This is a genomic window from Leptospira bouyouniensis (assembly GCF_004769525.1).
Lineage (GTDB): Bacteria > Spirochaetota > Leptospiria > Leptospirales > Leptospiraceae > Leptospira_A > Leptospira_A bouyouniensis.
Genome location: NZ_RQFT01000009.1, coordinates 1 through 24,428 on the forward strand (window position 1 = coordinate 1; position 24,428 = coordinate 24,428).

At 37.9% G+C, this 24,428-nt stretch carries 28 protein-coding genes; 8 read left to right on the forward strand and 20 right to left on the reverse strand.

Going from position 1 to position 24,428, the window contains the following annotated elements:
* Window positions 1–231: 231 nt before the first annotated feature.
* The 14 genes from EHQ43_RS09975 to EHQ43_RS10045 all read right to left on the reverse strand — a co-directional run bounded on the left by EHQ43_RS09975 (window position 232) and on the right by EHQ43_RS10045 (window position 12,573).
* Complete coding sequence (locus tag EHQ43_RS09975) at window positions 232–606, reverse strand: hypothetical protein (protein WP_108961363.1); 375 nt, start codon at window positions 604–606, stop codon at window positions 232–234.
* Entirely contained in the window at window positions 603–896 is a 294-nt protein-coding gene (locus EHQ43_RS09980) for a hypothetical protein (protein WP_135771100.1), read from the reverse strand. Before EHQ43_RS09980 ends, EHQ43_RS09975 begins: the two co-directional genes overlap by 4 nt.
* 764 nt (window positions 897–1,660) lie before the next feature.
* On the reverse strand, window positions 1,661–2,272 hold the full coding sequence (locus EHQ43_RS09985) for a hypothetical protein (protein WP_135771101.1): 612 nt from the start codon (window positions 2,270–2,272) through the stop codon (window positions 1,661–1,663).
* Window positions 2,273–2,382: 110 nt separating this feature from the next.
* Window positions 2,383–2,835: a hypothetical protein gene (locus EHQ43_RS09990; RefSeq protein ID WP_108961359.1), complete on the reverse strand. Its 453-nt coding sequence runs from the start codon at window positions 2,833–2,835 to the stop codon at window positions 2,383–2,385.
* Window positions 2,832–3,692 carry a DNA adenine methylase gene (locus tag EHQ43_RS09995; protein ID WP_135771102.1) on the reverse strand — a complete coding sequence of 287 codons (861 nt, stop codon included), beginning with the start codon at window positions 3,690–3,692 and terminating at the stop codon, window positions 2,832–2,834. Before EHQ43_RS09995 ends, EHQ43_RS09990 begins: the two co-directional genes overlap by 4 nt.
* Before the next feature lie 225 nt (window positions 3,693–3,917).
* Window positions 3,918–4,403 carry a hypothetical protein gene (locus EHQ43_RS10005; protein ID WP_135771104.1) on the reverse strand — a complete coding sequence of 162 codons (486 nt, stop codon included), beginning with the start codon at window positions 4,401–4,403 and terminating at the stop codon, window positions 3,918–3,920.
* Window positions 4,400–5,905, reverse strand: a complete 1,506-nt coding sequence (locus EHQ43_RS10010) for a DEAD/DEAH box helicase (protein ID WP_135771105.1) — start codon at window positions 5,903–5,905, stop codon at window positions 4,400–4,402. Before EHQ43_RS10010 ends, EHQ43_RS10005 begins: the two co-directional genes overlap by 4 nt.
* Window positions 5,902–6,777 carry a ParB/RepB/Spo0J family partition protein gene (locus EHQ43_RS10015; RefSeq protein ID WP_135771106.1) on the reverse strand — a complete coding sequence of 292 codons (876 nt, stop codon included), beginning with the start codon at window positions 6,775–6,777 and terminating at the stop codon, window positions 5,902–5,904. The genes EHQ43_RS10010 and EHQ43_RS10015 overlap by 4 nt, the downstream gene beginning before the upstream one ends.
* A 431-nt stretch (window positions 6,778–7,208) precedes the next feature.
* Window positions 7,209–9,548 (reverse strand): AAA family ATPase, encoded by a 2,340-nt coding sequence (locus tag EHQ43_RS10020; RefSeq protein ID WP_135771107.1) that lies wholly within the window; start codon window positions 9,546–9,548, stop codon window positions 7,209–7,211.
* Window positions 9,545–10,705, reverse strand: coding sequence for a metallophosphoesterase family protein (locus EHQ43_RS10025; protein ID WP_135771108.1), 1,161 nt, complete (start codon window positions 10,703–10,705; stop codon window positions 9,545–9,547). The genes EHQ43_RS10020 and EHQ43_RS10025 overlap by 4 nt, the downstream gene beginning before the upstream one ends.
* Complete coding sequence (locus EHQ43_RS10030; protein WP_135771109.1) at window positions 10,702–11,589, reverse strand: hypothetical protein; 888 nt, start codon at window positions 11,587–11,589, stop codon at window positions 10,702–10,704. Before EHQ43_RS10030 ends, EHQ43_RS10025 begins: the two co-directional genes overlap by 4 nt.
* Window positions 11,582–11,776 carry a hypothetical protein gene (locus EHQ43_RS10035; protein WP_108961349.1) on the reverse strand — a complete coding sequence of 65 codons (195 nt, stop codon included), beginning with the start codon at window positions 11,774–11,776 and terminating at the stop codon, window positions 11,582–11,584. Before EHQ43_RS10035 ends, EHQ43_RS10030 begins: the two co-directional genes overlap by 8 nt.
* A 255-nt stretch (window positions 11,777–12,031) precedes the next feature.
* On the reverse strand, window positions 12,032–12,274 hold the full coding sequence (locus EHQ43_RS10040) for a hypothetical protein (RefSeq protein WP_135771110.1): 243 nt from the start codon (window positions 12,272–12,274) through the stop codon (window positions 12,032–12,034).
* The gene (locus EHQ43_RS10045; RefSeq protein WP_108961346.1) at window positions 12,271–12,573 is read right to left on the reverse strand and encodes a hypothetical protein; all 303 of its coding nucleotides are present in this window, start codon (window positions 12,571–12,573) and stop codon (window positions 12,271–12,273) included. Before EHQ43_RS10045 ends, EHQ43_RS10040 begins: the two co-directional genes overlap by 4 nt.
* A gap of 102 nt (window positions 12,574–12,675) precedes the next feature.
* Between EHQ43_RS10045 and EHQ43_RS10050 the strand changes: the two genes are divergently transcribed.
* Window positions 12,676–13,059: a helix-turn-helix domain-containing protein gene (locus EHQ43_RS10050; RefSeq protein ID WP_135771111.1), complete on the forward strand. Its 384-nt coding sequence runs from the start codon at window positions 12,676–12,678 to the stop codon at window positions 13,057–13,059.
* On the opposite strand, the gene EHQ43_RS10055 is transcribed toward EHQ43_RS10050, so the two are convergent.
* The 5 genes from EHQ43_RS10055 to EHQ43_RS10075 form a co-directional block, all read right to left on the reverse strand.
* Window positions 13,031–14,002, reverse strand: a complete 972-nt coding sequence (locus tag EHQ43_RS10055; protein WP_135771112.1) for a hypothetical protein — start codon at window positions 14,000–14,002, stop codon at window positions 13,031–13,033. The two genes, EHQ43_RS10050 and EHQ43_RS10055, sit on opposite strands and share 29 nt — an antisense overlap.
* A gap of 16 nt (window positions 14,003–14,018) precedes the next feature.
* Window positions 14,019–14,609 (reverse strand): ImmA/IrrE family metallo-endopeptidase, encoded by a 591-nt coding sequence (locus tag EHQ43_RS10060; protein WP_135771113.1) that lies wholly within the window; start codon window positions 14,607–14,609, stop codon window positions 14,019–14,021.
* A gap of 800 nt (window positions 14,610–15,409) precedes the next feature.
* Entirely contained in the window at window positions 15,410–15,721 is a 312-nt protein-coding gene (locus EHQ43_RS10065) for a hypothetical protein (protein WP_135771114.1), read from the reverse strand.
* A 2-nt stretch (window positions 15,722–15,723) separates the two neighbouring features.
* Window positions 15,724–16,299 (reverse strand): hypothetical protein, encoded by a 576-nt coding sequence (locus EHQ43_RS10070; protein ID WP_135771115.1) that lies wholly within the window; start codon window positions 16,297–16,299, stop codon window positions 15,724–15,726.
* Between the two features lie 3 nt (window positions 16,300–16,302).
* A complete protein-coding gene (locus tag EHQ43_RS10075) occupies window positions 16,303–16,710 on the reverse strand; it encodes a DUF6941 family protein (protein ID WP_135771116.1) in 408 nt (135 codons plus the stop codon).
* Between the two features lie 354 nt (window positions 16,711–17,064).
* Here EHQ43_RS10075 and EHQ43_RS10080 point away from each other — a divergent pair, with 354 nt between their 5' ends.
* The 5 genes from EHQ43_RS10080 (at window position 17,065) to EHQ43_RS10100 (ending at window position 20,719) form a co-directional block, all read left to right on the forward strand.
* A complete protein-coding gene (locus tag EHQ43_RS10080; protein WP_135771117.1) occupies window positions 17,065–17,802 on the forward strand; it encodes a ParA family protein in 738 nt (245 codons plus the stop codon).
* Window positions 17,799–18,359, forward strand: coding sequence for a hypothetical protein (locus EHQ43_RS10085; RefSeq protein ID WP_135771118.1), 561 nt, complete (start codon window positions 17,799–17,801; stop codon window positions 18,357–18,359). Before EHQ43_RS10080 ends, EHQ43_RS10085 begins: the two co-directional genes overlap by 4 nt.
* Before the next feature lie 375 nt (window positions 18,360–18,734).
* Window positions 18,735–19,289, forward strand: a complete 555-nt coding sequence (locus EHQ43_RS10090; RefSeq protein ID WP_135771119.1) for a helix-turn-helix domain-containing protein — start codon at window positions 18,735–18,737, stop codon at window positions 19,287–19,289.
* Window positions 19,286–19,513, forward strand: coding sequence for a hypothetical protein (locus EHQ43_RS10095; protein ID WP_135771120.1), 228 nt, complete (start codon window positions 19,286–19,288; stop codon window positions 19,511–19,513). Before EHQ43_RS10090 ends, EHQ43_RS10095 begins: the two co-directional genes overlap by 4 nt.
* Window positions 19,514–19,870: 357 nt before the next feature.
* A complete protein-coding gene (locus EHQ43_RS10100) occupies window positions 19,871–20,719 on the forward strand; it encodes a ParB/RepB/Spo0J family partition protein (protein ID WP_135771121.1) in 849 nt (282 codons plus the stop codon).
* A gap of 210 nt (window positions 20,720–20,929) precedes the next feature.
* Here EHQ43_RS10100 and EHQ43_RS10105 read toward each other — a convergent pair whose 3' ends face one another.
* Window positions 20,930–21,712, reverse strand: coding sequence for a hypothetical protein (locus tag EHQ43_RS10105; RefSeq protein WP_135771122.1), 783 nt, complete (start codon window positions 21,710–21,712; stop codon window positions 20,930–20,932).
* A gap of 234 nt (window positions 21,713–21,946) precedes the next feature.
* On the opposite strand from EHQ43_RS10105, the gene EHQ43_RS10110 reads away from it, so the two are divergent.
* The gene (locus EHQ43_RS10110; RefSeq protein ID WP_135771123.1) at window positions 21,947–22,588 is read left to right on the forward strand and encodes a hypothetical protein; all 642 of its coding nucleotides are present in this window, start codon (window positions 21,947–21,949) and stop codon (window positions 22,586–22,588) included.
* Entirely contained in the window at window positions 22,585–24,276 is a 1,692-nt protein-coding gene (locus EHQ43_RS10115) for a hypothetical protein (RefSeq protein WP_135771124.1), read from the forward strand. The genes EHQ43_RS10110 and EHQ43_RS10115 overlap by 4 nt, the downstream gene beginning before the upstream one ends.
* Window positions 24,277–24,428: the final 152 nt, after the last annotated feature.

Here is a 24,428-nt window from a genome sequence, read left to right on the forward strand (position 1 = left end):
TCTATCCTCCGAACATAAGAGCTCATACTCGGAATGGCATTTCCAGCATTGGCAAACGATTAAGTTTTTATCACATGGGTTATTTTGTTTATACAAAGCATATTTTTTGAATAAATGGCTCGGAGTTAAATACAATACGCTCTTGCATGTGATACAAAATTGTGCCTTTTCAGATTGCATGAATTCTCGCATCGCAGTTTTAATTTCTATCGTACGCCGGTGCATCTCTAGCTAAATCTTCCTTGCATGAAATTCAGCAGGTAATGGCGACAGTTCAATTATCTTAGGAAATTTGTCGAAATGAAACACCTTAACCATGAAATCGTGTTCTCCAGAGATCTGTTCAATTTCTTGGTGAAATCCAACTCCGAATATTGTAGTACCACTTATAACCTGATTTGATTCTAGATTTGCTTTGGCTTCTTCCTCTGAAATATCCCAAGGTATTTCATGTTCGTAATCTCCGTAATAGAGCAAAGCAGGATATAGGTTCTCGCTTTTTTCATACTCTTGAACCAATGCTAAATAGTGGCCTGGGGAATAGCATCTTTCGGTAATTTTTTCAGCAGTTTTAATCAATCTTTGATTAGGTGTTAGTTCACTCATGCCTTCACCCATTTCAAATTGTAGTAAATCATATGCCGTTCAAAGTCATTATAGTCTTCAAATTTTATTGGACCATAGCCAATTCCTGGAGTTCCAAATCGACAGTAACCTTGAGAAGAAATTCCAAGTATTGCAACTCGTTCGTATTTTTTCTTTTCATCACCAAAAAATGGTTCTTCAGTTTCTAGCAGAACAATTGCAGTTTTACCTTCCTTAATAAAACCCCAAAGTTCACGATAGTTGGCTGATAAAACTTCTTTATAAATTTCATTGAGATTTGGACTATTCATCCTTAGCTCTCCCATTCTCAAATAAAGTCCAGTATATCAACTTCCCTTCGAATGGCTTGTTGAACCATCTCCAGAAATCTTCTAGAGAATCGAAGCCATCATTCATCGCAAATTCCAAGACACCTTCACCACGATAAACATTTTCTCCAAAATCAATGGATACTCTTTGCTTATTTGGTTCGATTATCAAATGCGATGTTCTATTACATCTTCCAAGTGCAAATTGTTTGTAGTTTCGAGTCCTTACTCCAATTGAAAACTGAATGATTCTTCCTGGCTTCCATCGATCGTGTTCATCGATACGAGCTGTATGGATCTTTCTGCCATCGAGAATCTTTTGCGGGAAGTGAGTGAATTTAGGCTCCTTCCCTCCCCATGGAAAAACTGTTGAGAATCCAAGAATCATAATTTTGTGACCGAATTTTTTGAAGATTCAAGTATGGTTGGCTTTCCGACCCAAGCACCAATGACAAAAAAAACTAAAGCTGAAAGGCTCCCCACTAACAAATAATTTATAAGCAATTGACTCTTGTAGATTAAGATAACTTCTTTCATATTGCTAACTCGGCGCATGGAGTGTGCATTGAAACGAATTCATTAAGCCTTTTAATCTCCAGGTCTTTCTCCTGAAGTTTTCGTTCCAAGATTCTGTATTTTACTGAGTGGAAATATTCCACTCCTTCGATGATCACAACTTCTTGCATTTGGTTCTCCTATGGTTCCCAATAAAGACGGGGATTTAAATCCCCGATTTGAAATGTTGGTTATGCTACAGCTAATGAATCCTCTGCCTGAATCCTTTTAGTTCTCTTTTTAGCGGGTTTTACGATTTGATCCGCTACTTCTTCTTGAGGGAATTGCTGAATTGCTTCCAGTCCTCTCGGTTTTATATCTTCTTGCATTTCAGTAGATTTTCTCTTTCGTGCTTTTCTAAGAGTTTTCTTCGATGCAGATTTTTTCTTTTTCGGGACGGCCTTCTTTTTGGTCGCTGATTTCTTTTTCATTGGCTTTGAGATAATGCTCCCTATCTTTTCCAATCTCCAAGACTCGAATGGGAATCTTTGCATCCCAGCACTATCATGGTTCAACAATAAGATCACATCTTGTGTAAACGCTGGTAAACCACCATCACCCAAACTGATTTTTTTAGAATAGCCAACTACAACTGCAGTCTGACCAGGCTTTGGATATCTTCGGTCGGATCCTACGCCTTCAATCAACCTAACGGTATCACCTATGCGAAATTTGGGTTTCTTTGCCAAAAAAATTCTCGCTGCATCATCGACTGGAAGAATTTCACGAAGAACTGGTGGTTCTTCTGTTGCAACTTTATCATTCATCATCCAAGGACTAAGAACTGGTGTTTTTTTTCCCATTAGAACATCCCAAGCATCCGTAGCTCTCGGGGCAAAACTACTCCACCATTCCCGCACTTTTTTAATCATACTTTTCATTTTATTTTCTTCTCCTTTATTAAAAATAAAAACTATCCAATCAGAATTTGAGGTTGTTTCCCATCGAGGTAAGCTTGCTTCACTTTCGGAATTACTTCTTCTGCAACTGTGCTTCCATTTGGCATTACTATGTATGGAAGAAACTCTTCATCAAATGTCGCAATTCCACATTCCAGCATCTCAAGTTTTGCTTTTATGGCTAAGCTAAGTGCTCGCCATCTTTGCCTAATCCCTTGCTCGTATGCTTCTTCAATCTGATTGGGCTTTCGCGCCCTTCCAGTTTCCGTTTTTGAGAAATCTGATTTTGGCGGAAGTGGTAGGAGAAACTTAACCTTTCTGCCCTCCATACTAAAAAGGATCATTGCTTGGTTATCATTCCAACCTGAGACGAACTCTTTAGCTCCGTATTTTCGAAGAGTTTTCTCAATCTCGGATTTTGATCTGTCCGAAGATACCTCTGTGTTCTCCGCATATTTTCCTTTCATACTGCTATCTCCTGAAATAAAGTTGGATGAAGATTTTGTGAGACCAAAGGACTTAAATAAAGTGCTTCTACCCTTTCGTTAGAATTTCTCGTTTTTCTTTTTTGCATTGAGTTTGCTAAGGTACTTTTCGTAACTACTTCCCATCCAGAAAAGATTTCGTCGTAAACTGGGTGAGGATAATGGCTAACAACGGCCATACCTTTGATTTTTGTTAATGTCTCAAGCACACTTACATGTTGTTCAACTTGAGAAAATTCTTTAGTGTATAAGTTCTTTGTATTCCTGGATTCTGCTAAATAAGGTAAATCAAGATAAAACAAGGTGCCTTCTGAATCATAAATCTTGGTCAACTCAATAGCATTTTTTTCTAATATGAAAACTCCCCTCAATCTTTCGGAAATTTTATAGAGGTGTTTTATTTTGGAAAACAACCGTGCAGGATTGTGGCCACCATCCTCCGCAATATTACCTTTTGCACGAAAATCAATATTTGATTTTCGAACATCATTTGCTCGCATCGACATCCAACAGATTGTATAGAATTTCCAAGCTCGATCGATGGGGTCTTCAGTAGAATCAATCGTATCCAATGCATACTTCAGGGATCTTTCCGAGTAAGGAGTGAGACTTATTTTTCTAATTAGTTTTTTGGGTTCATCTCTTAAAACGGAAAAGAATGTTGTGATATTCCCATCTAAGTCATTGGCCACTTCTACTTTTGAACGATCTTTCGAAAGAAGAACGCTACTCGCTCCACAAGACATCTCAACGTAAACTTGATGTTTTGGAAAATGAGAAAGTATCCATTCTCGAAGTCTGAATTTCCCACCATTATACTTTAATGCCGGACGATTCATGCTGCATCCTTCTGAAGAAAACCACACATGGTTTTAATTTTTTCAGTGTGAAGTTCTTTTGGGAATTTGTTCAAATCCAAAGGGGGAACGTAGGCTTTTAGTTTTTTCAACCTCCGAACGAAAAATAAAATTCGTTCTTCGAGACTACCACCACCAACTGCAACTAGATTCCCGCAATGTTCCAAAAGAAATGCCTCCGGATTTTCGCTGAAGTTATTTTTAGGATTAAGTGAATTTGTGGCCAATTGCTGCATCGAATTCCTCCAATATTCTGATAGATTCGGGATCCCGATCTAAATCATATTCTGTGCGTTTAACATAAACAGAGGCCGAGACATTTTGTATTCGAACTTCTGTTTTCGGTTCTTCCATCGGCAGCACATCCGTAGGTTTTGACGCACTGTAAACCAATGCCTTATTTCTTGCTGGTCTATCTGCTTTAATCCAGCCTTCCTTCCGAAGCCACCGGAGAATGTATTCTACTCTAGCATAGGTCCATCTTTTCTGTGAAAGTGGAGTGTTCTCGTTTGCAATTTCTACTATCTTATTGATGCGTCCAGACCAGGATCCCTGGTTCCCTATTTTAAAAAGCAGGAGACCATATATGAAAAGTTTATTCGGACACCTAATGTAAAGAGGAGCCGACAACGGCATTTTCGACCAATACTCATTTGGCTTAATCTCAGTCTGGGATTTAGGTAAATTTTTCATTTGGAATTCCTTAGAACTTTTTCGGCGCTCCATCCGTTGTTAGCGAAGATAGAAATTACCAGAGACGCACTCGCGACAGACATCTTCTCTGTATTTATAACTTTAAGTTTTGCTAAGATCTCTTTTTGTTTGGAAGTGATTGAGCCTTCAGCATTACTTAGCCTTCTTCCCTCATATTCAAGATCTAATTCCTGATCATACGCCTTGCCTTTGAGCTCTAATAACGCGAAAGGATCATAATACGTTGAACCATATTGAACAATTTTTACACTATCGAGAGCTGATTTTCTTAAGTTCTCTTTTGCAAGTTCCAACAATTCTAGCATGTAGTAGTTTGGTTTTAGCGAACTTAGTCTTTCTGCCTCTTTCCGAACTTCTGGGCTATAATGCTCTGTGATAAACAGATCAAATGGCTTCACTAATTGGTGTTGATTCGCTTGGTATCCAAATTCAACCAACAAACAATGTGATTTACCGGGTGATAAACGGGTGCCTCTCCCAACCATTTGCGAATACTTTGTTCTCGATTTTGTAGGGCAAGCGATGACTACTGCCTCGATCTCAGGACAATCAAATCCTTCTGTGAAAAGGGCACAGTTCAGTAAGTGAGTAATTTCTCCCCTTCTGAATTGAGAAATTGCGTATCTTCTTTCCTCAACACTAGATTCTGCTGATAGTGCCTTCGCTTTGATCCCATTTTCTTTGAGTATTGCTTCAAGCATGACCGCCATCCGGACAGACACAGTAAAAACGATAGTTCTACGTCCGATTGTTTCTTTCAGAACTCCTTCGGCAATATTGAGAATTTTGGAAGACATCACATCATCAAGTGCTCCTTGATCCAAGTCTCCTGCTACAGTTCGTATTCCAGATAAATCAATATCACAGTCAACCTTGACTCCAATTAAATTACACAGGTTTCCATCTTTAATAGCCTCAAGTAACGAGTAGTTATAAGCGATGTCAGAAAAAATACTCTTTAAGCCACCGCCTTTGGCACCATCGGGCGTTGCAGTTAATCCTACAACATTAGAACCGAATCTGGATTGAAAGAACTCAATGATTGTTTGGTAAGAGTCTGCGGTTGCATGATGGCATTCATCAATAATGATGTCATCAATCCTGAAATCCGAGAACCTAGAATCTAACCTGGATTTTCTAAGTGTAGGTACAGATCCAACTATCACATTCTCGGTAAGGTTTGCGCGATGTTCAGCTCTTTCTAAGCCACTGCTAATTTGGCAAATATTGTCGATCTGAGATTTTGCCTGATCAATCAACTCTTCTCGGTGTGCAAGCCATAGGATTTTTTTACCACTGGAAATTCTTTCTTTGATAATTGATGAACCAACAACTGTTTTCCCGGTCCCGGTGGCCATAATTATCAAAGGATTTTTCCCTTCTTTTAATAACCGCACTGCGTTCCCGACCGCCTTCGATTGGTATGGTTTCAAAGTATAATGAAACGTTGGTTTCTGAAACAAAGATGGTTCAGCACTCATAAGTCACCTGCAAAGCCATTCATGCACTTGTTACAAGGTGCTGGTGTTCCTTTCGGATCATAATTACCATTTTTATCGATGGTAACTTGGGTAGTGCCGTGACAGTGATTACACTTCTTTGCCACATCAATACACCAAGAACGAAGTTTTTTCAAGACTGATTCATGCTCTTGCCAAAGCTTTAGAAAATCCTTTCCTGGATTTGGAATAAAGGCATTGAAGGATCTATGGAAATTGATAGTTTCATCAAGGTGAACTGCCAATACACCCGAGATTTTGTCCCAATTGTTTGGAGCATTTTCATACGCACCCTCGATCTTCACAGTTTTAGATTTCGGTGGATTCTTTTTCCCTTCCTTCTTCTTAGTTGCCTGAGCTATTGACTTTTCACCTGCTTTGACTTTTTCAAATTCGACAGGATTTTCTTTTTTCAGCTTCTTTGCTTTCTCGACATATTTTTCATTCGTGTCGAATAGTTGTGCGGCTTTTTGAGTGGAGCGACCTTTTTCGGAATCTGTTTTCTTCCCGGCTTCTTTCCTTGCTTTGGCTGCTTCTTCCAAAAGAGGTAAATACTCGCTTGCAAGAGTCGCTTTTTGAGAAGCCGTTAAGTTTCTGCGAATGTTCGCACGTAGAATAAAGGTAAGGGCATCCTCTTTGCTTCCTTTGAAAACTTTTGTTGAGAATCGTTTCCCAGCTTGAACTGATGCTAAGTATCTATTCCACCCATCTATGATTTTGCCTTCAAAAAGAATGATCGGGTTTGAAGTATCGAAACCATTTTTATGAATTGATTCGACAAGTTCTTTAAACTCTGTCGGATTCATTTGCGGATAAAGATTAAATTTGTGTCTGTCTAATTTTTGTTGTTTCATAATTTTTATATGTCTCTTGTTAGGTTAAAAAGTTACGAGGCGTATTCTTGATAACGCTTACACCTGACTTTGAAGGTGTTTTCCGATTACCGAAATAATAACCAAATGAAAAACTTAAAAGGCACATCAACAGTCCATACATAATCAATTCCATTTTATTACCCTACGCTACAATATTTACTCTTTGAAAAGGTCTTTGCTCTGATAGTCTACGACTCAAAAGAGCAATGTTCTTTTCTCTCAATTCATCGATCATCTTATCTCGTTGTTCGATCTGATTTAGAAGATAGTTAATTTGTTTCTTTTGAATACATTCGTTTGAACGTAAATCACGTATGCAATTCAATAGCCGAATAACAAATTTTCTTCGCCAGTTGGTTGGCTTTTTTTTACCAACCAACTCCATGAGATTTTTTGCCTGAAAATTCATATTAGAAATCCATCCCTTTATCTTCTGAAGATAATTTTTCAATTTTGCCTTCTCCCACTTTGAAAACCGCATCAGCTAAGTTTTGGATTTCAGGTTTGTGGGAAACAAAGATCACCTGCTTGAAACCACCAAGCGCCATCGCCTTATCTAACATTTTTTGATATAGCTTGGCGTTATCTGGAGTGAGGCCACCGTCAGCTTCATCACGAATCACTGTCTCAATGGCCTTCCCTGTTTTTTGGATTTTGTAAACTGCTACTCCGAGAGAGATCCCTTCCTTAATGATGGCTTCCTGGCCACCGGATTTGTTATCCACAAAGGTTTCCTCTCCGGTTTCTTCATCATAAACTGCGATGGAAAAATCTTCCTTAACAGTTCCTTTCCCAGTTTCTTTGGTTGTTTTGAAAGATACCTGAAATCTGGATCCGTAACATTCGGAAAGAACTTCGTTAATTGTGGCTGAAATTTCAGGACCAGAAGCATCCAATTTTAGAGCCCGGATACCTTTCGGAGAAAGGGCTTCGCAGAGATTTCTAAGTCGTCCCAATCTCTCCAATTTTTTGGGTGTACCGAGAGCTTCCAACTTTTCTTTGGATTCCTCAATCTGTTTGAGTTTGGTTTCTAGCTTAGAGACTTCGGTCAGTATCTCGTCACGTCGCTTACTCATTTCATCTTTTTTGAGCTTTGCGTCAGCAAGTTCTTTTTCTATTAGTAGTTGTCCATCAACTTCGGACTGTTTTGCGGTAATTAATAGAGCCAATCCAGATAATTTGGAATCTAATTCCGATTTCTTATTGGAAGCGATTTCAATTTTTGCCTGATAATCTCGAATCCTTTCGTCTACGAGATCCAAATGGGCCAAGTTTTTAAGAGCATCAGTAAAGCTAGTGATTTCGTCCTTTTTCACCTTGATGTCCATTTTCAGGTTCTCGAGTTTTACTCGATCATCTGTAAGTGAATCAAAGGTTTTCAGCTTCGAGGACAAATTTAGTTTCTGAGAATCAATTGATTGCATTTCCCCTTTGATCTTTTCGATTTTGAGAACTTCTTGCTCCATTTCTTTTAAAAGTTCATCGTGTTCGATTTTCAGAGATGCAATTTTCTCTTTTGATTTTACTGCATCGGCTAGTAGTTCACAGGATTCGTTCAGTTGCTTCCCTGAGACTTCTACACCATTACATGGTACTCTCTGAAGTAGACTGGCCTTATTTTCACATTCTGTAATTTCAGATTCCAGTTTAGCAACCTTACTTCTTTGGTCTGACCTTGAGGTATTTAATTTATCGGAATTCTTTCTCGCTGCTTCCTTCTCATACTCAAGTTTATCAATTTCTATCTTTACAGCTTTATTGGATTCCTCGATCTCTTTGGTTGAAGAATCTATTTGGTTTTGGACCAATACTATATGATTTTCAAGTTCAGAAATTTCTACTTCCAAAATTGATTTTTTTTCAACGGCTGAGCGAATCGCTTTCTCTTTGGCTTTTAATGCTTGGTTATTTTTCAGTCTCTCGGAGATATCGGCGATCTCATCCTCAAGAACTTTAATTTCCTTTTCGGTAAAAGTCCTGGACTCGATGAGTGCCTGAACATCGGACGATTCAGATTTATATTCTGCCAATCTCTGTTGAATATCTGAGAGAGTTTTTTCCAAAGATGCCAATTCTGAATCTATTCTAACTTTATCAGATTCAAAAACCTGAAGACTTTCTTTGGCATTTTCCTCACCTTCGATGATAAAGTTTAAATTTTTAAACAATAGATCATCTGCGGCAATATTTGATTCTAGCACCTTCCTTTCGCTTTCGAGTAGATCGAATTCCGAATCATATTCTTGAAATCCCAATAGATTTCCGAGTAGTTCTCTAGATCCTGCTTGGTCCAGGGAGACAATGTGACCCTTCCCTTTTTGAGAATGGTAAAGAGCAGAAAGGAAAAGATCCTGTGGAAGATCTGTGTGTTCCAAAAACTTTTCCTGGAACTCTTTGAGTTTTCCTTCTGTTACTGCTTTTCCATCTACATAAAGATAGGGCTTTTGAGTTTTAGCAATAGGATCGATCAGCCTCTTCACGTGGATTATTTTCCCACCGATCTCCGCCTTCACTTCAATCGAGGAAGATTTAGCTTTAAAGCATCCGTAAATGGCACCTTCTTCTCTTCCAGATTCGGAACGTCTGTTTGGTGTTACTCCATAGAATGCCATCGAAATCGTATCCAGGAGAGTGGTCTTTCCTGATCCGTTATCGCCAACGATTGCAATTTTTGCCTCATTCCCGGGAGTCCATGTGATGCCCTCTGGGAAAGCGATAGATCCTTTGTTTTTGATTTCTAGAATTTTCATGCTGCCACCTCTTCTTTGGTTTCTTGGGACTCTTTGATTGCCCGACGTTCTTCGAGATGTGTTTCGATTTCCGAATCATCCATGCCTTTGCTTTTAAAATAGATTCGAAGAGATTCTTCGATATCGTTTGTCTTTGCAATCTCCTCATTTCGAACTGCAATTTTTGTGATTGTAGTTTTTTCAATTTTAACCGATGGATCTACTACAGAGAGAATTTCTTTAATGTTAGTTGGAACCGTGTGGGTGAGTTCTTTCTCTACGGTGTATCGGAATCTCAATTTTGCACTGCTTTCAGAAATCTTTTCAAGATTGATCTCTTCTCCAGATTCTCCAATAAAACGGGATCCGTCCCATTTTGCGGATATGGAAATCATCGGCTCAGGATTTAAGGATATAAATTCAGGCTCCTCATACCAAATTCCATCGTTTAGGGACCAAATGAGAATACCTTTATCGTCATTCGCCTCTCCCCATGTTTGGCGAGTAATCGATCCGGGGTACCAAACCTTACCACCGACTTTTTGTTTTTTGTGATAGTGGCCACCGACAACCGGACAGCCAAATGACTCCAGTAACCCCAGAGGAAGGTGAATTCCATTTAGTCTCGGAATCTTATCGTTATCCAATTTGGCACCCGAAATTGTTCCATGAAAAGGCACAAAGCAAGGGCAGTCCGATCTTTGAATTTTTTGATAGTAACCATCCAAGAGATCCATGAATGCATTCGTTCCTTTTTCTCCCAATTGCTCAACACTCTGTGATTGAAGTGCTAAGGCTCCGGCTGAGTAATGTGGGATAGTCAAGAATCGAACTTTTTCTTTTCCTGAACCAAGATATAAATCTAAGACTTCAGGATGTTCTGAAACATAGATCTGCAGTTGGCTTCTGTTCTGGTAAGAAAGTAGCTCTTTCGGTTTATCATGATTTCCTCGTGTAATTAGAATGGGAGTTCGACCTTGGAAACCATCTAAGAATGTTTTGAAAACAAGTCTTTGCTCTTCTGTGGATACATCTTCAAAGATATCGCCACCTACACTTACCACATCCACATTCGTTTCCCGAAAAATCTCACCTGCTCTGAGAAGAGCTATTGCTTCTTTGGATTCAAAACCTCCTTGGAGGTGGATGTCCGCAATGTTACCAATTTTGATACTCATAGCTTCTGCTCCTTTGGATTCAATTCGCGATATTTGTTTGCGAGTAATGTTTTCAATCCTAGAAAAGTTAATTCTTCTTCGATGATATCTCTTGATAGTGAATCTCGAAGTTCATCCCAACGTGCCTGGGTATTGCATTCTTTAATCCAAGATTGAAATTCCTGGGCCGTGTAAGGTTTCAGGACTGTTGGAGTAGGATCTCCATAAAGGTTCTCTGTTGCAACGGTCGCAGACGCCTCGATGGTTTTTCCCACTTCTTGAGATTCAGTAGATCCATCACCAACAACAGCTCTCACACAAACCCACATTTTCTGCGCTTCTTCCCTTTTCATCTGGGTGGGTATTGCGAGCATTTCTTTGATCGCATTTCTCTTTGCTTTTCGATCTACGTTCTCGTAAATGTGGGCTTGGTTTGAGCCATCCTTTGTAGTAATGGGTAGACTTTTGCCAACTGGCGATGATTTCACTATTGTGCCATCTGGTAAACGGAGAGAGGCAACGTATTCAATTCGAAGGTGAGGGATTTTATTGAGTATTGTTTCTTCTTCCAAAACTTTTTCTAGCCGGAGTCCGATTGCTTGAGCGATATTGATCACCTTTTCGGATTTCAACATAACATGGCCCGCAGTTAGTTTAACACCTGATGCATTTTTTTCATCCCAAAGATCGTCATCGCTAACAGTAACAAACTGTGGCTTGAGTGAGATCCCTTCCGGGAGAGAATTCATAAGAAACTGAGAGAACATAACGATATTATATTTCTCTGGTGGAAACAATGTTCGAAGGTTCTTTAGTTTCTCGATTGGATCCTTTGCATAAGCACTTGGATTGATCTCGCCATTTGAGAGCAAGATAGAATTTTCTGTGGTAGTTGTTTCAGACATGTTGTAACTCCATTTCAAATTTTTGATTAAATTCCACTTCCAGTTCGTAGGTTTGATAACCATATCCCTGGAGTAATTCGATTGCTTCGGAATGGTGATATTTATGATCAATTAAGATTTCGTAAACATTCCTTACGGAAAATATTTCTTGATCAATATTTTGAGATAAACTTTCAGATTTAAGCATCTCTAACTTCTCCTATTAAATTTTTGTTGACTTGTTTTTTTAAAAATAGAGAAGTGAGTTTAGCTAAAACGTTTCTTCTCTAGAAAAAGCTATCAGGCAGTCAACCTGGTAGCTTTTTTTTCGGCCATATACACTGTTGTTCCCTTTAACTTACTTTTATAGTGAGTCTCGAAAACTTCTTTTGACATCTCGCCTAACAGAAAGCCATCTTCAGATAAGCGGATATTCCCGTTTTCCATTAACTTGACGATTGTCTTAGTTTCTTTTTCCAACACTTCTATTCTCCTTACTTAAACCGTGCTTAAATGTTCTCCCATGCTTTACTCCGAGTTCTTCCAATCTCATAAGGATTGATTGGTTATTGGATTTTCCTTTGATCGTGTTTTTAACCTGCATCAAAGATACTCCACCAACTCGAAGAAAAACATCATACTCATTGAAACCGATCTTTGAAAGTTCAGTTTGAATTTGCTTTGGTGACAATTGTTTGGATTTCACGCGGTTAACCTCTCTACTGTCCTTCTGGAATCTAAGAGAGGGTCTACATAGTCCCTATCTAAATAAATTCCATGTTTTTCAAACCAGAGTGCGATGTCTGGATTGTGACGAGTCCCCTGAATAAAGGCAGAAACAAGCTGCTTAGATTTTCCAGTTTCATGTGCTATCATCTCTTGGTTTTTTCCTAAAAGAGATAACATCCTATTGATGAGATCCGGATCGTCCGGGAAAGGTCGGCGTGGGCCAAGAGACATAGTTAAAAGCTCGTTGTAATCTGCTTGAATCTCTGCACTGCTCATGTAATTTTAAATCCTCTAGTGGTTAATAACCACTATTGATAAGAGAATAATAGTGAGTATTATTTTAGCAAGCAAAATAAATAATAATGGTTATTTTATTTTATGACCAATGTTCGTGAGCGATTATTCGAGGTTTTCTCTGAATTGAAGAACGAAGGTCATACCCAGGTCAAAATTGCCGAAGCGCTAGGTATTACCCAAGGCGCAATAAGTGCATACATCAGAGGGGATAGCCAAATTTCATCACCGGTCGCAACGCTAATTGAGATCCGTTTCGGTTATCGCAAGGAATGGCTCTTAAATGGCGAACTTCCCAAAAAAGTGGATCAGATTTCCAAAAAGGCCGTCAGTGAGGATGTAGAGTTTACTAGAAAAATATTAAAAGATCCGGAATTGAAAGAAATACTCCAGGCAATATTAGAATTAAAAAAATCAGAGCGTGATCGGCTTTTCTCTGTTATTCGAGGGTTTCTGGGGAAGGGATAAGATTTTGTATAGGTTCAGAAGTTAAATCTGGATCACCTTTACTATTCTCATTTTCATCTAAATGTAAATTCATCTCGGAAGATTTACTGCTAGAATTTTCTCTTGTATGTTCAGCTGGCATTTTTTGCCAATCTGGATCCTTATCATTCATAAAATATGGCTTACATAGAACTAATGGATCGTTTACTTCAGAGATAAAATGTTCACAATATTTCCTCACATCAACCAAGTCTACTTTTTCTGTTTTTGTTAACTTTTGAAGGAGTGACTCTTTTTCAGAATTTCTTCTTATATAAAATAGAGGATATGGGATGCCTTTCAATACCCCTTTTAGTTCTTTTTCTCCAGAAAAGAACAATTCAAAATATGACTCTTTTGCTAACTCGGGTTTAGAAAAACTTGTCTCTGAAGAAAGCACATATGCAATCTCAACTGAAATTGGCATTCTTGTATGTGTTGCATGTTGTTTTAATCGAAAACCAGTATCCATACTTGGCCCCAAATAATCTTCAAATCTAGAGTCAGGCTCCTCAGAAATTTGGTTTTTTATATTAACAATAGCATTAATTTTAGGGAAGCCTGCTAGCCAAGCTGCCATTTTAACTTTTATAGGCAATTCCTTCGAAGCATAATACTTCTCCGCGCTATCCGAGGCATTCATGAATGCGAACAAATAGTCTGCAATATCTTTGTGACTATTTACTTCAACCTGAAATATTATTTCATCACCTAGACTTTTCCAAGGCTGTGGCAATGTTGAGACACCAATTTTTGTTAAAGCTGTATTTAATTTTTCTGGATAATCTTGATAAAATGTTTCGAAGAAAGCCAACCACGACTGTTCTCCATTTTTGTCATTATTTCTTTCTGTATTTTTTGCTTTATATTCAGTGGAACCAATTATATCAACGCTCAAAAATAACTTAACAATGGGAGGAGACACTTATTTTAAACACTCGTTATAGTTGAATTCCCAAATAAGATGCTCTCACATTTATTGCGAGCTTTGATACTTGATATTTTGAACTAAGTTGACTTAAATTCATTTTCGAATAGTCATTTCTAAACTCATCTTCAGGCATTAAGAAGCAAGCAGCAAAATGATTCGCTTCTGCTTCTACTTTATTTGAAACGCCTCGCGCAGCTATTAAGGGCTTTCTTTCGTCCGTGAAAATGTAGTGAAGAAAATAATGGCCAAGTTCATGCGCAATGGTAAAGCGATCTCGGAATTCTAATGTGTAATTCGGAATAAAAATTTGAAACTTAAACTGTTCATGGATTAGAATAGCACCTAATTGTTCATCACCAACTTGCATAATGTTGGAAGGCCCAAGGAAAACTAACTCACCACCAATTTTTTTTACGATAGATTCGATCGATCCACCCACAGAAAATTCCAACTTTTCTGCCACCCATTCAGCAATCTTCTTTATTGCAGATTTCGAGTAGAGAGATTGCTTTGGCTCAAAGTAAGATATATTAGGTTTCTTATATACTCCAAGGACATTTTCTTCTGTTAATTGCTCGAACATTTTATCTTCAGTAATCATTTTTATTAAATTTAACCTATTTACTTCATAACTCTAAAAGACTTTCTATTTTACGAAACGTATAGATAAAATACCGGAATCGGGCATTTCTCAGAAATGCACAAATCCTCCCATTGGGCTTTTGTTTCAGGAACTTGCCACCCTGTGACGACATAATACACAAAGTAGAAAGACATGTAAATTCCTTTATTTACATAGACAAGCCCGTTAGAAAATGGAGACAAACCAATTATTTCTCCCCTCCTGCCCCCACTAATCTGACAGAAAACTCTTCGATAAGGTTTTCCAGAGATTCCTCGGAATTAAGAATAGCATCGGCAAACCGCAAAAGCTCCTCTTTCAATATCTCCTTCTTCTGTTTTTTGCTTAACTCCACATATGTATAGTAATATGTTCCTAGGACAGAAATCATCTAAAACAATTTTATTTAAAAAAAATGTTCTAATTTGTCCTACTTAAGTGACATAATTATTCTCTACTTCTTTTGATTATTTCATGGACTATAAGAGATTTTTCAGTCGATTCTGCAATAAATCTGTTTTGTCGTATATCGAAGAGTTTGTATTTTTCGATATCTCCATCGAAGAATTTTTTGATTAGATAGGGTTCCGCATAATCGTTCACGAAAAACGGACGAATCCATTTGGAACTAAAATATACAATAAATATTTTTTGATTGGGAATCGCTAGGATGGAGTAACTTCCCTTGGAACTTTTTCTGACAGGTTCTTTTTTATTCTAACATTGAATTTCTAGGAATAGTTATGCCAATATTTGTATCGGAAGGCGGTACAAGCGATCTACAGTTTTTCTTGATCATCCTTAGAGAGAATTCCCTGATCCTGGAGAATTTTAATATATTCATCTTCCCCAAGTGTGCATTTTGCAAAATTTACCAAATCAATATTCTTTACAAACTTCAATTGTTTTTTAACCAAATTAAAAAGTTTACCACGATATTGTTTATAGTCGCTTCCATGAGAAATTTTTGTTGAAATTCTTGTCTTCTGACCTTTGTAAAAAAAATCGAAGAAATGATGATCTCCGTCTCTTTTTACAAATCCCTTTTTTTCCAAGGAACTCATCATATCTTTTGTTTCAAAAGAACTCACTGTTAAAATTCAAAGTACTCTTTATATTTCTTTTCACTTTCTATGAATGATTCATGTTTTTCTGCAACAGGAGTTTTTTGAAATTCTGAAATATTTGACAAAATATACTCAGAAAAATTTGCTAGGGCTTTCGCTGCAGTTTCTCCGTGATCATAAAGGTCAAGGTCTTCACATTCAACAAAATATAATCCGTCCTCATAGGTAATATTTACGGATAAAGGTTTCTTAATCCTCCCGATTTTTGGCAAAACTTCTAGTTCATGGTGAAACGATTTCTTAGTAAAACTTATTTCAAACTTACCAATATCTCTCCAAAAAAGCAACCTATTCGTTGATGAGTCAGTAAGCTTATGTAATAAATAACTTTGCACATTTATCTTATAATCGAAATCTTGAGTTGCTCCAAGAATTAAATCAGAAACATTATAATTCAAGTGGTTCAATTTTACATTTTCTGGATAATCAGTAGAAATAAAAAATTCCACCGAATCGGGTCTTCCAACTATCCTAAAATTTTCACCAATTGTTTCTTTCTCTGTAACACCAGCTAAATTTGATCTTTCAATGACTGAAGACATTCTTTATCCTTGTTTTACAGGTGGAGGGAACGCACCAATTCGCACTACCAGTTTCCGAGTTCCAATCACATTATCATTTACAAAAACTTTTAAGGTATAGTCACCTGGTTCCGCAAACTGAAAATTCGAAAAATTCATCGGAATTTCAATAATCCCATCTTCTTCCTTCCCATCGATTTCCCCTTCAACTCTTAACAGTGGTTCTTTTAGTCCAGGCTTATCTAAGATTAGACTAAATTTTACCGCACCCAAAATTCCAGTTAGCGCTAAATATATACCCCAAGGAAACGGTTGCATAGGGAAACTGGGAGAATAGACTCGATCGAATGTTCCTATGATAGCTTTTTTATTTGTTTTTTCTTCGATTATCTTGTCTGCAAAAAGAATTGCGGCAACAGTTGGTTTTACCATTTAAATTAAGCTTCGACAGTCCCCATAATAAGCAAATTAAAATTCATCAAATTTTTGGTTTTTTCCAAAACATTCTAGTGACATAATACAATTATTTTGACAATATCGATCTCTATTCTGATATTTGTCCTTGGATTTGTTCCCGCGAATGAAACGATTCTCAATCATCGGGATTAAATAAACCTACTATTTTTCGATTTCAGTTAATGCAAGTGAACCAACGATTCCTTATTTGAAGCTGAAAAACCCAAGATTATAAACCCGTGCAATCTTGCCGTAATTTACGATAATCACATTTTACAAATACAGAATTTCCTTGTCATCGTGAGGCGTAGATCATTCCATTCGTTGTAGATGAAAATTATTACTGTTGCCTCACTGAAAGGTGGAATCGGAAAAACTACCACTGCCTTATATTTAAGTCAAGCACTGAGAAGCTATGGGAAAAAAATCTTACTTATTGACCTAGATCAAAACAATAATCTTTCTAATTTCATGATTAAGCAGTTCCCAAAAGGGAATGATCTAGATGAAAAAAACATCCTGAATATGCTAAAAGGATATGCAGATATTTCTGAATTTATCTGGAAATCCAAAGACGGGATTGATGTAATCCCGGCCAAAAAAGATATTAAAAATATTGACATCGAATTTGCAACGGACCCTATTCTCGGGTTACGATTCAGAAATGATCTAAAATCTTTAAACTACGATTTCATTTTAATTGATGCACACCCGGCTACTAACACAGGGTTACGATGTGCAATTCTTGCTTCCGATGAAATAATTTGCCCTGTTGAACCTAGTGTTTGGAGCTCGCAAGGAATTGATGATATAGAAATCGAAAGGCAAAATGCGTCCAAAGCAATGAAAAACGAAATCAAATTGAGAGCATTGATTTCCAAATGTACTTTAAAAAAGGCTGAAGAATTAAAACCGATCTTAAAGAAAAAAGGTTACCAAGTTTTCCAAACCGCCATCGTGAATTCCGAAGCTATAAAAGTCTCAAATGATATCAGCGAGTTTTTAAATGAAAAAACCGGGAAGGCATTCCCCATGTTTTTATCTTTAGCTAAGGAAATTTTGAAGTGAGCAAAAAAGAAAAACGACTCAGCGCCTTTGATGAAGTTCGACCTGGTGGAGAGGAACGGAATATTGTCGAATTAGATAAAGATGCTGATCTTATAAAACTCAGGGATCTCCACCGAAGCACAATTGGTGCAGCAATGAATACAATTCGAAATGCAATTCTTACCGGCGAAGAATTGGCTCGAATCAAATCAAACCTTGGCCATGGGAAATTTTTGCCATACATTGAATCAAATAAAGAATTCATCGGCTTCGACAAAAGGATGGCAAGCAATTACATAAGATTTTACGAAAACAGAGAAACTGTAAAGAATGCGAAATCAATTCGTGAAGCATTAAAGCAGATTGCGGATCTAAACAAAAGTGAAAAGGAAATAAACCCGGCAGAAATTCAAAACGATGAACCAAAGGAAATTTACCAAAGATTTAAATCTGGGAATTCCATTAGCTCAAAAGAGAAAAAAATACTCAAAGAGTATTTGATAAGTGAAAAAGAGCGAGTTCTCCTAGCCGCGAAAGCTAAAATCACGCAACTAGAAAAGGACTTAAATAAAATTTGAAAAAGGAAACGCGTTGCCGATTTCAAATTTTTGGTTTCAAAAGCAATTTTTTTCTTGTACTTCTATTTGATTATGACTACTTAGTACATGTCTAGCTTCACTGGATACGAACGATGCGGGAATTCGGAAGCCCGCAAAGTTCAAACTTCCCAAAACACAGTTACCAAAATCCGTCTAGCACCCATCCTAATCCATTATGTCTCATTATGTGCTTGACTTATTATGTCTCTTAAATATACCGTGTACCCGTCTTAACGCCTAAGACTTGCCACTTCCGAAAATTTGGCAATTTAGTGAAGCTGGATCAATCCAATGATCCAAACAAAAAATCAATTTATTACGTGGCCGTAGGCGTGTCCACCTAAGAGGATCATTATGAGGACAGGATTATGGATACCTGTTGAGATCGAAGTATTGCCTTTGAATCTCACAGAAAAAGTATTACTCGCAGAAATAGTCTCCCTCGATAGGGTAGGGGAGTGTTTCGCATCTAACGAACATTTCTCAAAATTAATTGGAGTTAGATCGGACTCGGTTTCAAGAATCATTTCTAAACTTAAAAAAATGGGTTTGGTAAAACAAACTGGTTTCGATGGGAGACGAAGAAAACTAATACCGATTCTTGAGACAAAATCGGTGCAAAAAGAAGATCATATTTTGTCCAAAGTTTTGTCCTCCGCGCCAAAACAGAATATTCCCAAAACCAAAAGCAGGGTAGGCGAAAGTGCCGAGGCAGGCTTTGCAATTTCCAACGTTCCTATAAAGAGAGTACAATCACAGTACAATGTACAAAAGAGCTGGGATGAATTTTTAAAATGGAGTAGGGAAAGGTTATCACCATCAACCTGGGACTTAGTTTCAAAAGCATCTCGACCAGAGGATTTGAAAGGATCCGCTTTTCTCATGTGGAAAAATTGGGCACCATTATGATCGAACTATTTCCACAGTCTGACAATGACCAATTCATTTCTACATCGGATGCAGAAAGGTATTTTGAAAAGCCGTCTGAAATACCTATTTGTCAAAATTGCAATTCCAAAGTTGCATACCACGAATGGGGAGAAGATAGAGTAGAATTTGCATGTCATGGAAATATTTTGCGGTTTCATTTTATAGATGGGAATTTAGCCCGAGTTGAAGAACTTCTTGAATGAGGTTTAAGCGAAAAATCTGTTCTTTACTCCGATTCATTTCGTCTAAGAATTAATCATACTGGTCTTATGGCACTCCAACATGTCTGGTAGAGAAGGAGCAACAGAACGTAAAAATTTGGGTCTGGGTCTTGTTTATATTTATCCTCGGTTTCTTAGCAAAATTAGTTTCTAAACGTAAGATAAAAGAGGTAAAAAAAACTATGGCAAAAACTTTAAATTCTCTAATCGATTCCGTTTCTAATTTCCTCATCTCCTACTCTGCCAGCATTGCAGTTCCTTGAATTTTCCAAAACCAATTGCTAATTTCAATCTCTGAAAACTGCTTGATTCTTCAATCGCAGGGCATACTTGTCTTCAATGGAAAAGATTTTATATTCCGAAATAAAGCTAGTCAAACTCGATGATTTAGTCATCCACAAAGATAACTTCTTTCGAGACGTAGATCGCGAATCACAAAAAGAGTTTGATGCTGATGTTGCCTCTCAAGGTGTACAAGATCCTATAGTTCTCACCAAAGAAAAAAATGCAAACGGCCAATACGAAATTCTAAATGGCGCAAGAAGATACCGTGCTTCCAAAAAAGCAGGCTTCAAAACAATCCCAGCAAAACATGTTCTATCTGAATTAACTGATATCGTTCGTGCTCGTGTCATGGTTGCTCAGAACGGTTTTGCTAAAGACTATACTCCAGAAAACAGAAAACGTGTAATCCTTATTTGGTTTGGGAAAGATGAAGTTCTCCAAGACGATAGGGGAGGGTCCTATGGGAATAAGTTCTCCTCCCGAAAAGAATTCAAAACCCCCATTCGACGTAAGATCATGGATATGTTTGGCTGGCCTCTTGGAACTGTAAATCGGGACCTAAAGGAACTCCGAGACGAACTAAAGAAAGATATGAAGAAACCTCCCAAGGAGTTACCAGAACTGAAAGATGGAGAGATCCGTTATTTCAATAATCGAATCCTTGATTGGTGGGAGGCTGAGAAGCAAAAGAACAAAGTCAAAGAGGATCTTCGCAAAGAGATCGATTCCTACAAAGAGCGATTGAATAAAATTTCAAAGAAACAATCGGAGTTTAAAAAGGATTTTGGGAAAGTCGGTGGGTTTGAACACTACTTGAAATACGCAATTCAAAAGGATCCAGATATCAAGAAACTGAAGGATCTAAAGAAATTTATCGAAGCAAAGGAAGGAGCTCAAGATTAGGCATCTAGATTATTTAGTAGATTCGGATTATACTTGCGAAGATTTTTTCAATGAATTTGTGAGAGAAGTTATCCGTTCTGAAAATGGCAATGGTTTATCTGATTTTAATCTCCAGGATTTAATCGACTTAGCGGAAGAGAGTGGTAGTCAATGCAAAATCGATTTTCTACTTAGCTATTACCCTGAACTCATTTTATAGTCAAAACAGAATTAAATAAATCTTACTATATTCGGAAACTGAGCTGCTATATTCATTTTAAGTAGGACACCCGATTTTGATAAATGAATGAAAGTTTTATCATCGCAAAAAGACTTTATAAAAGGAGCGTATTTAGATGAAAATGATCGATGATCAGGAATAGGTTGAGTATTGAAAGTTTCATCTTGAACTTGCAATAAATCCCAATGAATTAAATATTCTAAACAGTTAAGATATTTTAATATGGCTACGACATCAAGAGCGTACCCATCCTTATTAATAATCTGATCATTCTGAATTCCATACTTGCCGGAAAGGAAGGAGTCAATTATTGAAGAACCTATTTTATGAGAATATCTTGGATTGTTAACATCTCTTTCTAATTTTGAATAAACCTGCATATATTCCAATAAATACGCTTCATTCTTTTGTCTTTTTGAATTTTCAAGCTGAGTCCTCGAAATACGTGTTTGATCCCCAGCTTCCTTATTTGCAATTTTTAATTCTTCGCGGCTAAGTCTTAACTCTTCCCTATTTAAACCTAACTCTTCTCGCTGTAAATGAAGCGTGTATAAGATTGCAAGGAAGGTTAAAAAAGAAAAAATACTGCTTAACGTCCCGCCTACAAAATCACCAAACTGAGCCCAAAGTTCATTATCATCTGTTATAAATGGAAAATTATAATTATAATATCCATATACGAATGCTATAATCAGAAAGCCACTTAGAGCCATTACGGATAAAAATCCTTTGAACCAATCTACTCTCGAAATGAAATTAATCAATTTATTCACTCTTCCCTTCTCTTTTTCGCTTCCTGATCGATATTTGAAGTTGGTATTCCTTCAATAGTCTAATCATATACTTCTGTTGTGAAAGCTCACCGCGATCTTTTTCAAGCAACTCATACGATTCATCATCCAAATCTAAAGTTATTCTAGGCATTGCTTCATTGCAGTAAATCACTGTAAGTGGTCAATGTGTTTTTCGTTGACAGGCAGTATTTTACTGCAATTTGTCCCTTCCCGATGGCACCAAAGAAGAAAATCCCTCGGAAAAAAGCACCTAGCAAACGTGTGACGAAAAATAGTAGGTCAAATTCATGGGAAAATACTAACTCAACAATCTCAGATAACTCGACCGAAAATGCATTACCGAGTCGAGAACCAGAGGAGATTTTTTTAGAGAGTAGGGGAGGGAAAGAATTTGAACCAATTCCCAAAAACAAGGCCGTGGTTCTATATAGAGAATTTCCAGATGTCTCCCCATTTCAAGAATCTGGATTAATTCTTTTCCGAGCCGGGAAATATAAAACGCACATTGGTCCTTTGATTGGGAGAGCTCGGGACTGGTTCGGTTGGAATTACAAACACTGTGAGCCATTTCGAAAGTATGCCGATGAAATTGAGTTGGAGCTCATATCACATATTCGCCAAAATTCCGTTCCCGTGGCCGTCGGATTCTTTCGAATCTTGGAAGAGATAGCTTCAGGTGACTATGACTTTGAAGACAAGATCCAGGCCGGAAAATTAGCCTTCGCCTATTTAGAAAAAACGGGACGGCTTCCTAAGTCCGATGACAAAGAGGAAGAAGACAAAAAGATAGAACAAGCTGTTCAGGCACTTTCAACTGCGCTTGCTGAAAAGTTTGGGAATGACCTTGCGATATGATCCAAATCGAGGAATTGCGTAAGGAATTAAAAAGGTATCCGGCCAAAGTCGCTGAAATTTATCTCAAGCGATTTTTAGAAAAACAAAAAGCACAATCCGGAGAAGGGAATCCCGCCACCTTACGACGAGTAAAGGCCATAGAAAATTTTCGAGTATTTCTCAATACTTATTTTTCTCACTACTTCTCTACTGAGTTTGGGGAACAGCAATTGGAATTGATAGAGGACATACAAGCCTTTGCTGGAAAGAAGGGTAGGGGGCCGATGAAAATAATCCGAGCTCTCTCACGAGGTTTTGGAAAATCAACCATTCTCTCTTTATGCGGTGTCATGTGGTTGGTGCTTAGGCGCGATTGGCATTTCGTAATCATGGTGAGTGCATCACTTACACAGGCCAAAGGATTCTTACAAAAGATTGTCGATGAGTGCGAGGACAACGAACTTCTTATCTCTGACTTTCCTGAACTAAGACCTGCTAAAGATCAAAAGGGGCAGAACGTTGCTTGGAATGATTTGGATATTGTTTTCCGTGGTGGTGCCAGGATCATCGCGAAAGGTTTTCTCAATGCCATTCGTGGAACTCGGTACAGACAATATCGGCCAGACGCTTTGATTGTCGATGATCCGGATGAAGAGAAGGACGTTGAATCAGATTCCCGAATGCAAAAAAAATATCGTTGGTTCGATCGAGCCGCATTGAAGCTCGGTGCTCAGTGGGGTATTGATGTAGTTTTATCTTACACAACTCTTTCACCAAATTGCGTTGGTGAAGTAATCTACAACGACACCAAAAAATATTGGGATTGGAATCGTAAGAAATTCTCTGCAATTGGAACACGTCCAGATGGATCCGAATATTCTACTTGGGAAGCCGGGGCACCTCTCTCGATGCTTGTAAAGGAAAGAGAAGTCGATCCAATCTCTTTCGCAAGAGAAAGGCAGAACGTCATACTCGCAGAGATCGATCAGAAATTCAAAGGTAGAATTCAGGCTTACGAATTTGTTAGGCCGGAATCATTTGAAGGATGGACTCTTGGATTGGCAGTGGATCTTTCTTTGGGAAAGACTCAGAGATCAGATTATTCCGCAATTGTTGGAGTTGGACTTTCCCCGCAAGGAAAGTTTTACGAACTCTATTCGGACATTGCTAGAAGACCTCCAGATCAGATCCAAATTGACCTCGTAAAGGCTCTCAGAGCGTTTCCATGGACAGTTGCGGGTGTTGAGACCAGTGGAGGGCAGGAATACTTCCTGGACGCATTTAAACGGCATTTGGAAGACTGGAATGAACTTTGTGTAAACCCAAATATCGGCCAAGGATTAACACCCGGTGATCGAATCATTGTTCCAATGGTTGGGATCCCAAACACCGGAGATAAGATCAAACGAATTGAAGGTGCATTACAAACAATTGTAGCAACTGGCCTTATGCTACTTAGATCCGATTCTCATTTACTTTTTGAAATGCTAAACGAATTCCCTTACAAGAAACTGGATGGTCCCGACGCATTGGAGATGGCTCATCGATTGATAGTAGAACAAATGGGGAATATGATAAGTATTGTTACCCCTGAACAGTTAGCGAAGGCAAGGGAGCGTGAATCAGGTTTGCGTCAAGAATCTCAAGTTACAATTGGAAAGTCTATTGAGCAGCTACGAAGAGAACAGCTAAGAAGGCGTGGTTATTAAGTTTTTCTTTTGTGTATTTGAAAAAGGAAATCTTTTTCGTTTACGCTAGTGTTCTATGTAAAGGTACTTAAAGAGGTTCTTTATATGGTCCCTAAAAAAGGCTGTATTTTCAATTACAGAGATTTAATTACCCTACTTTTTTCAATGACTGT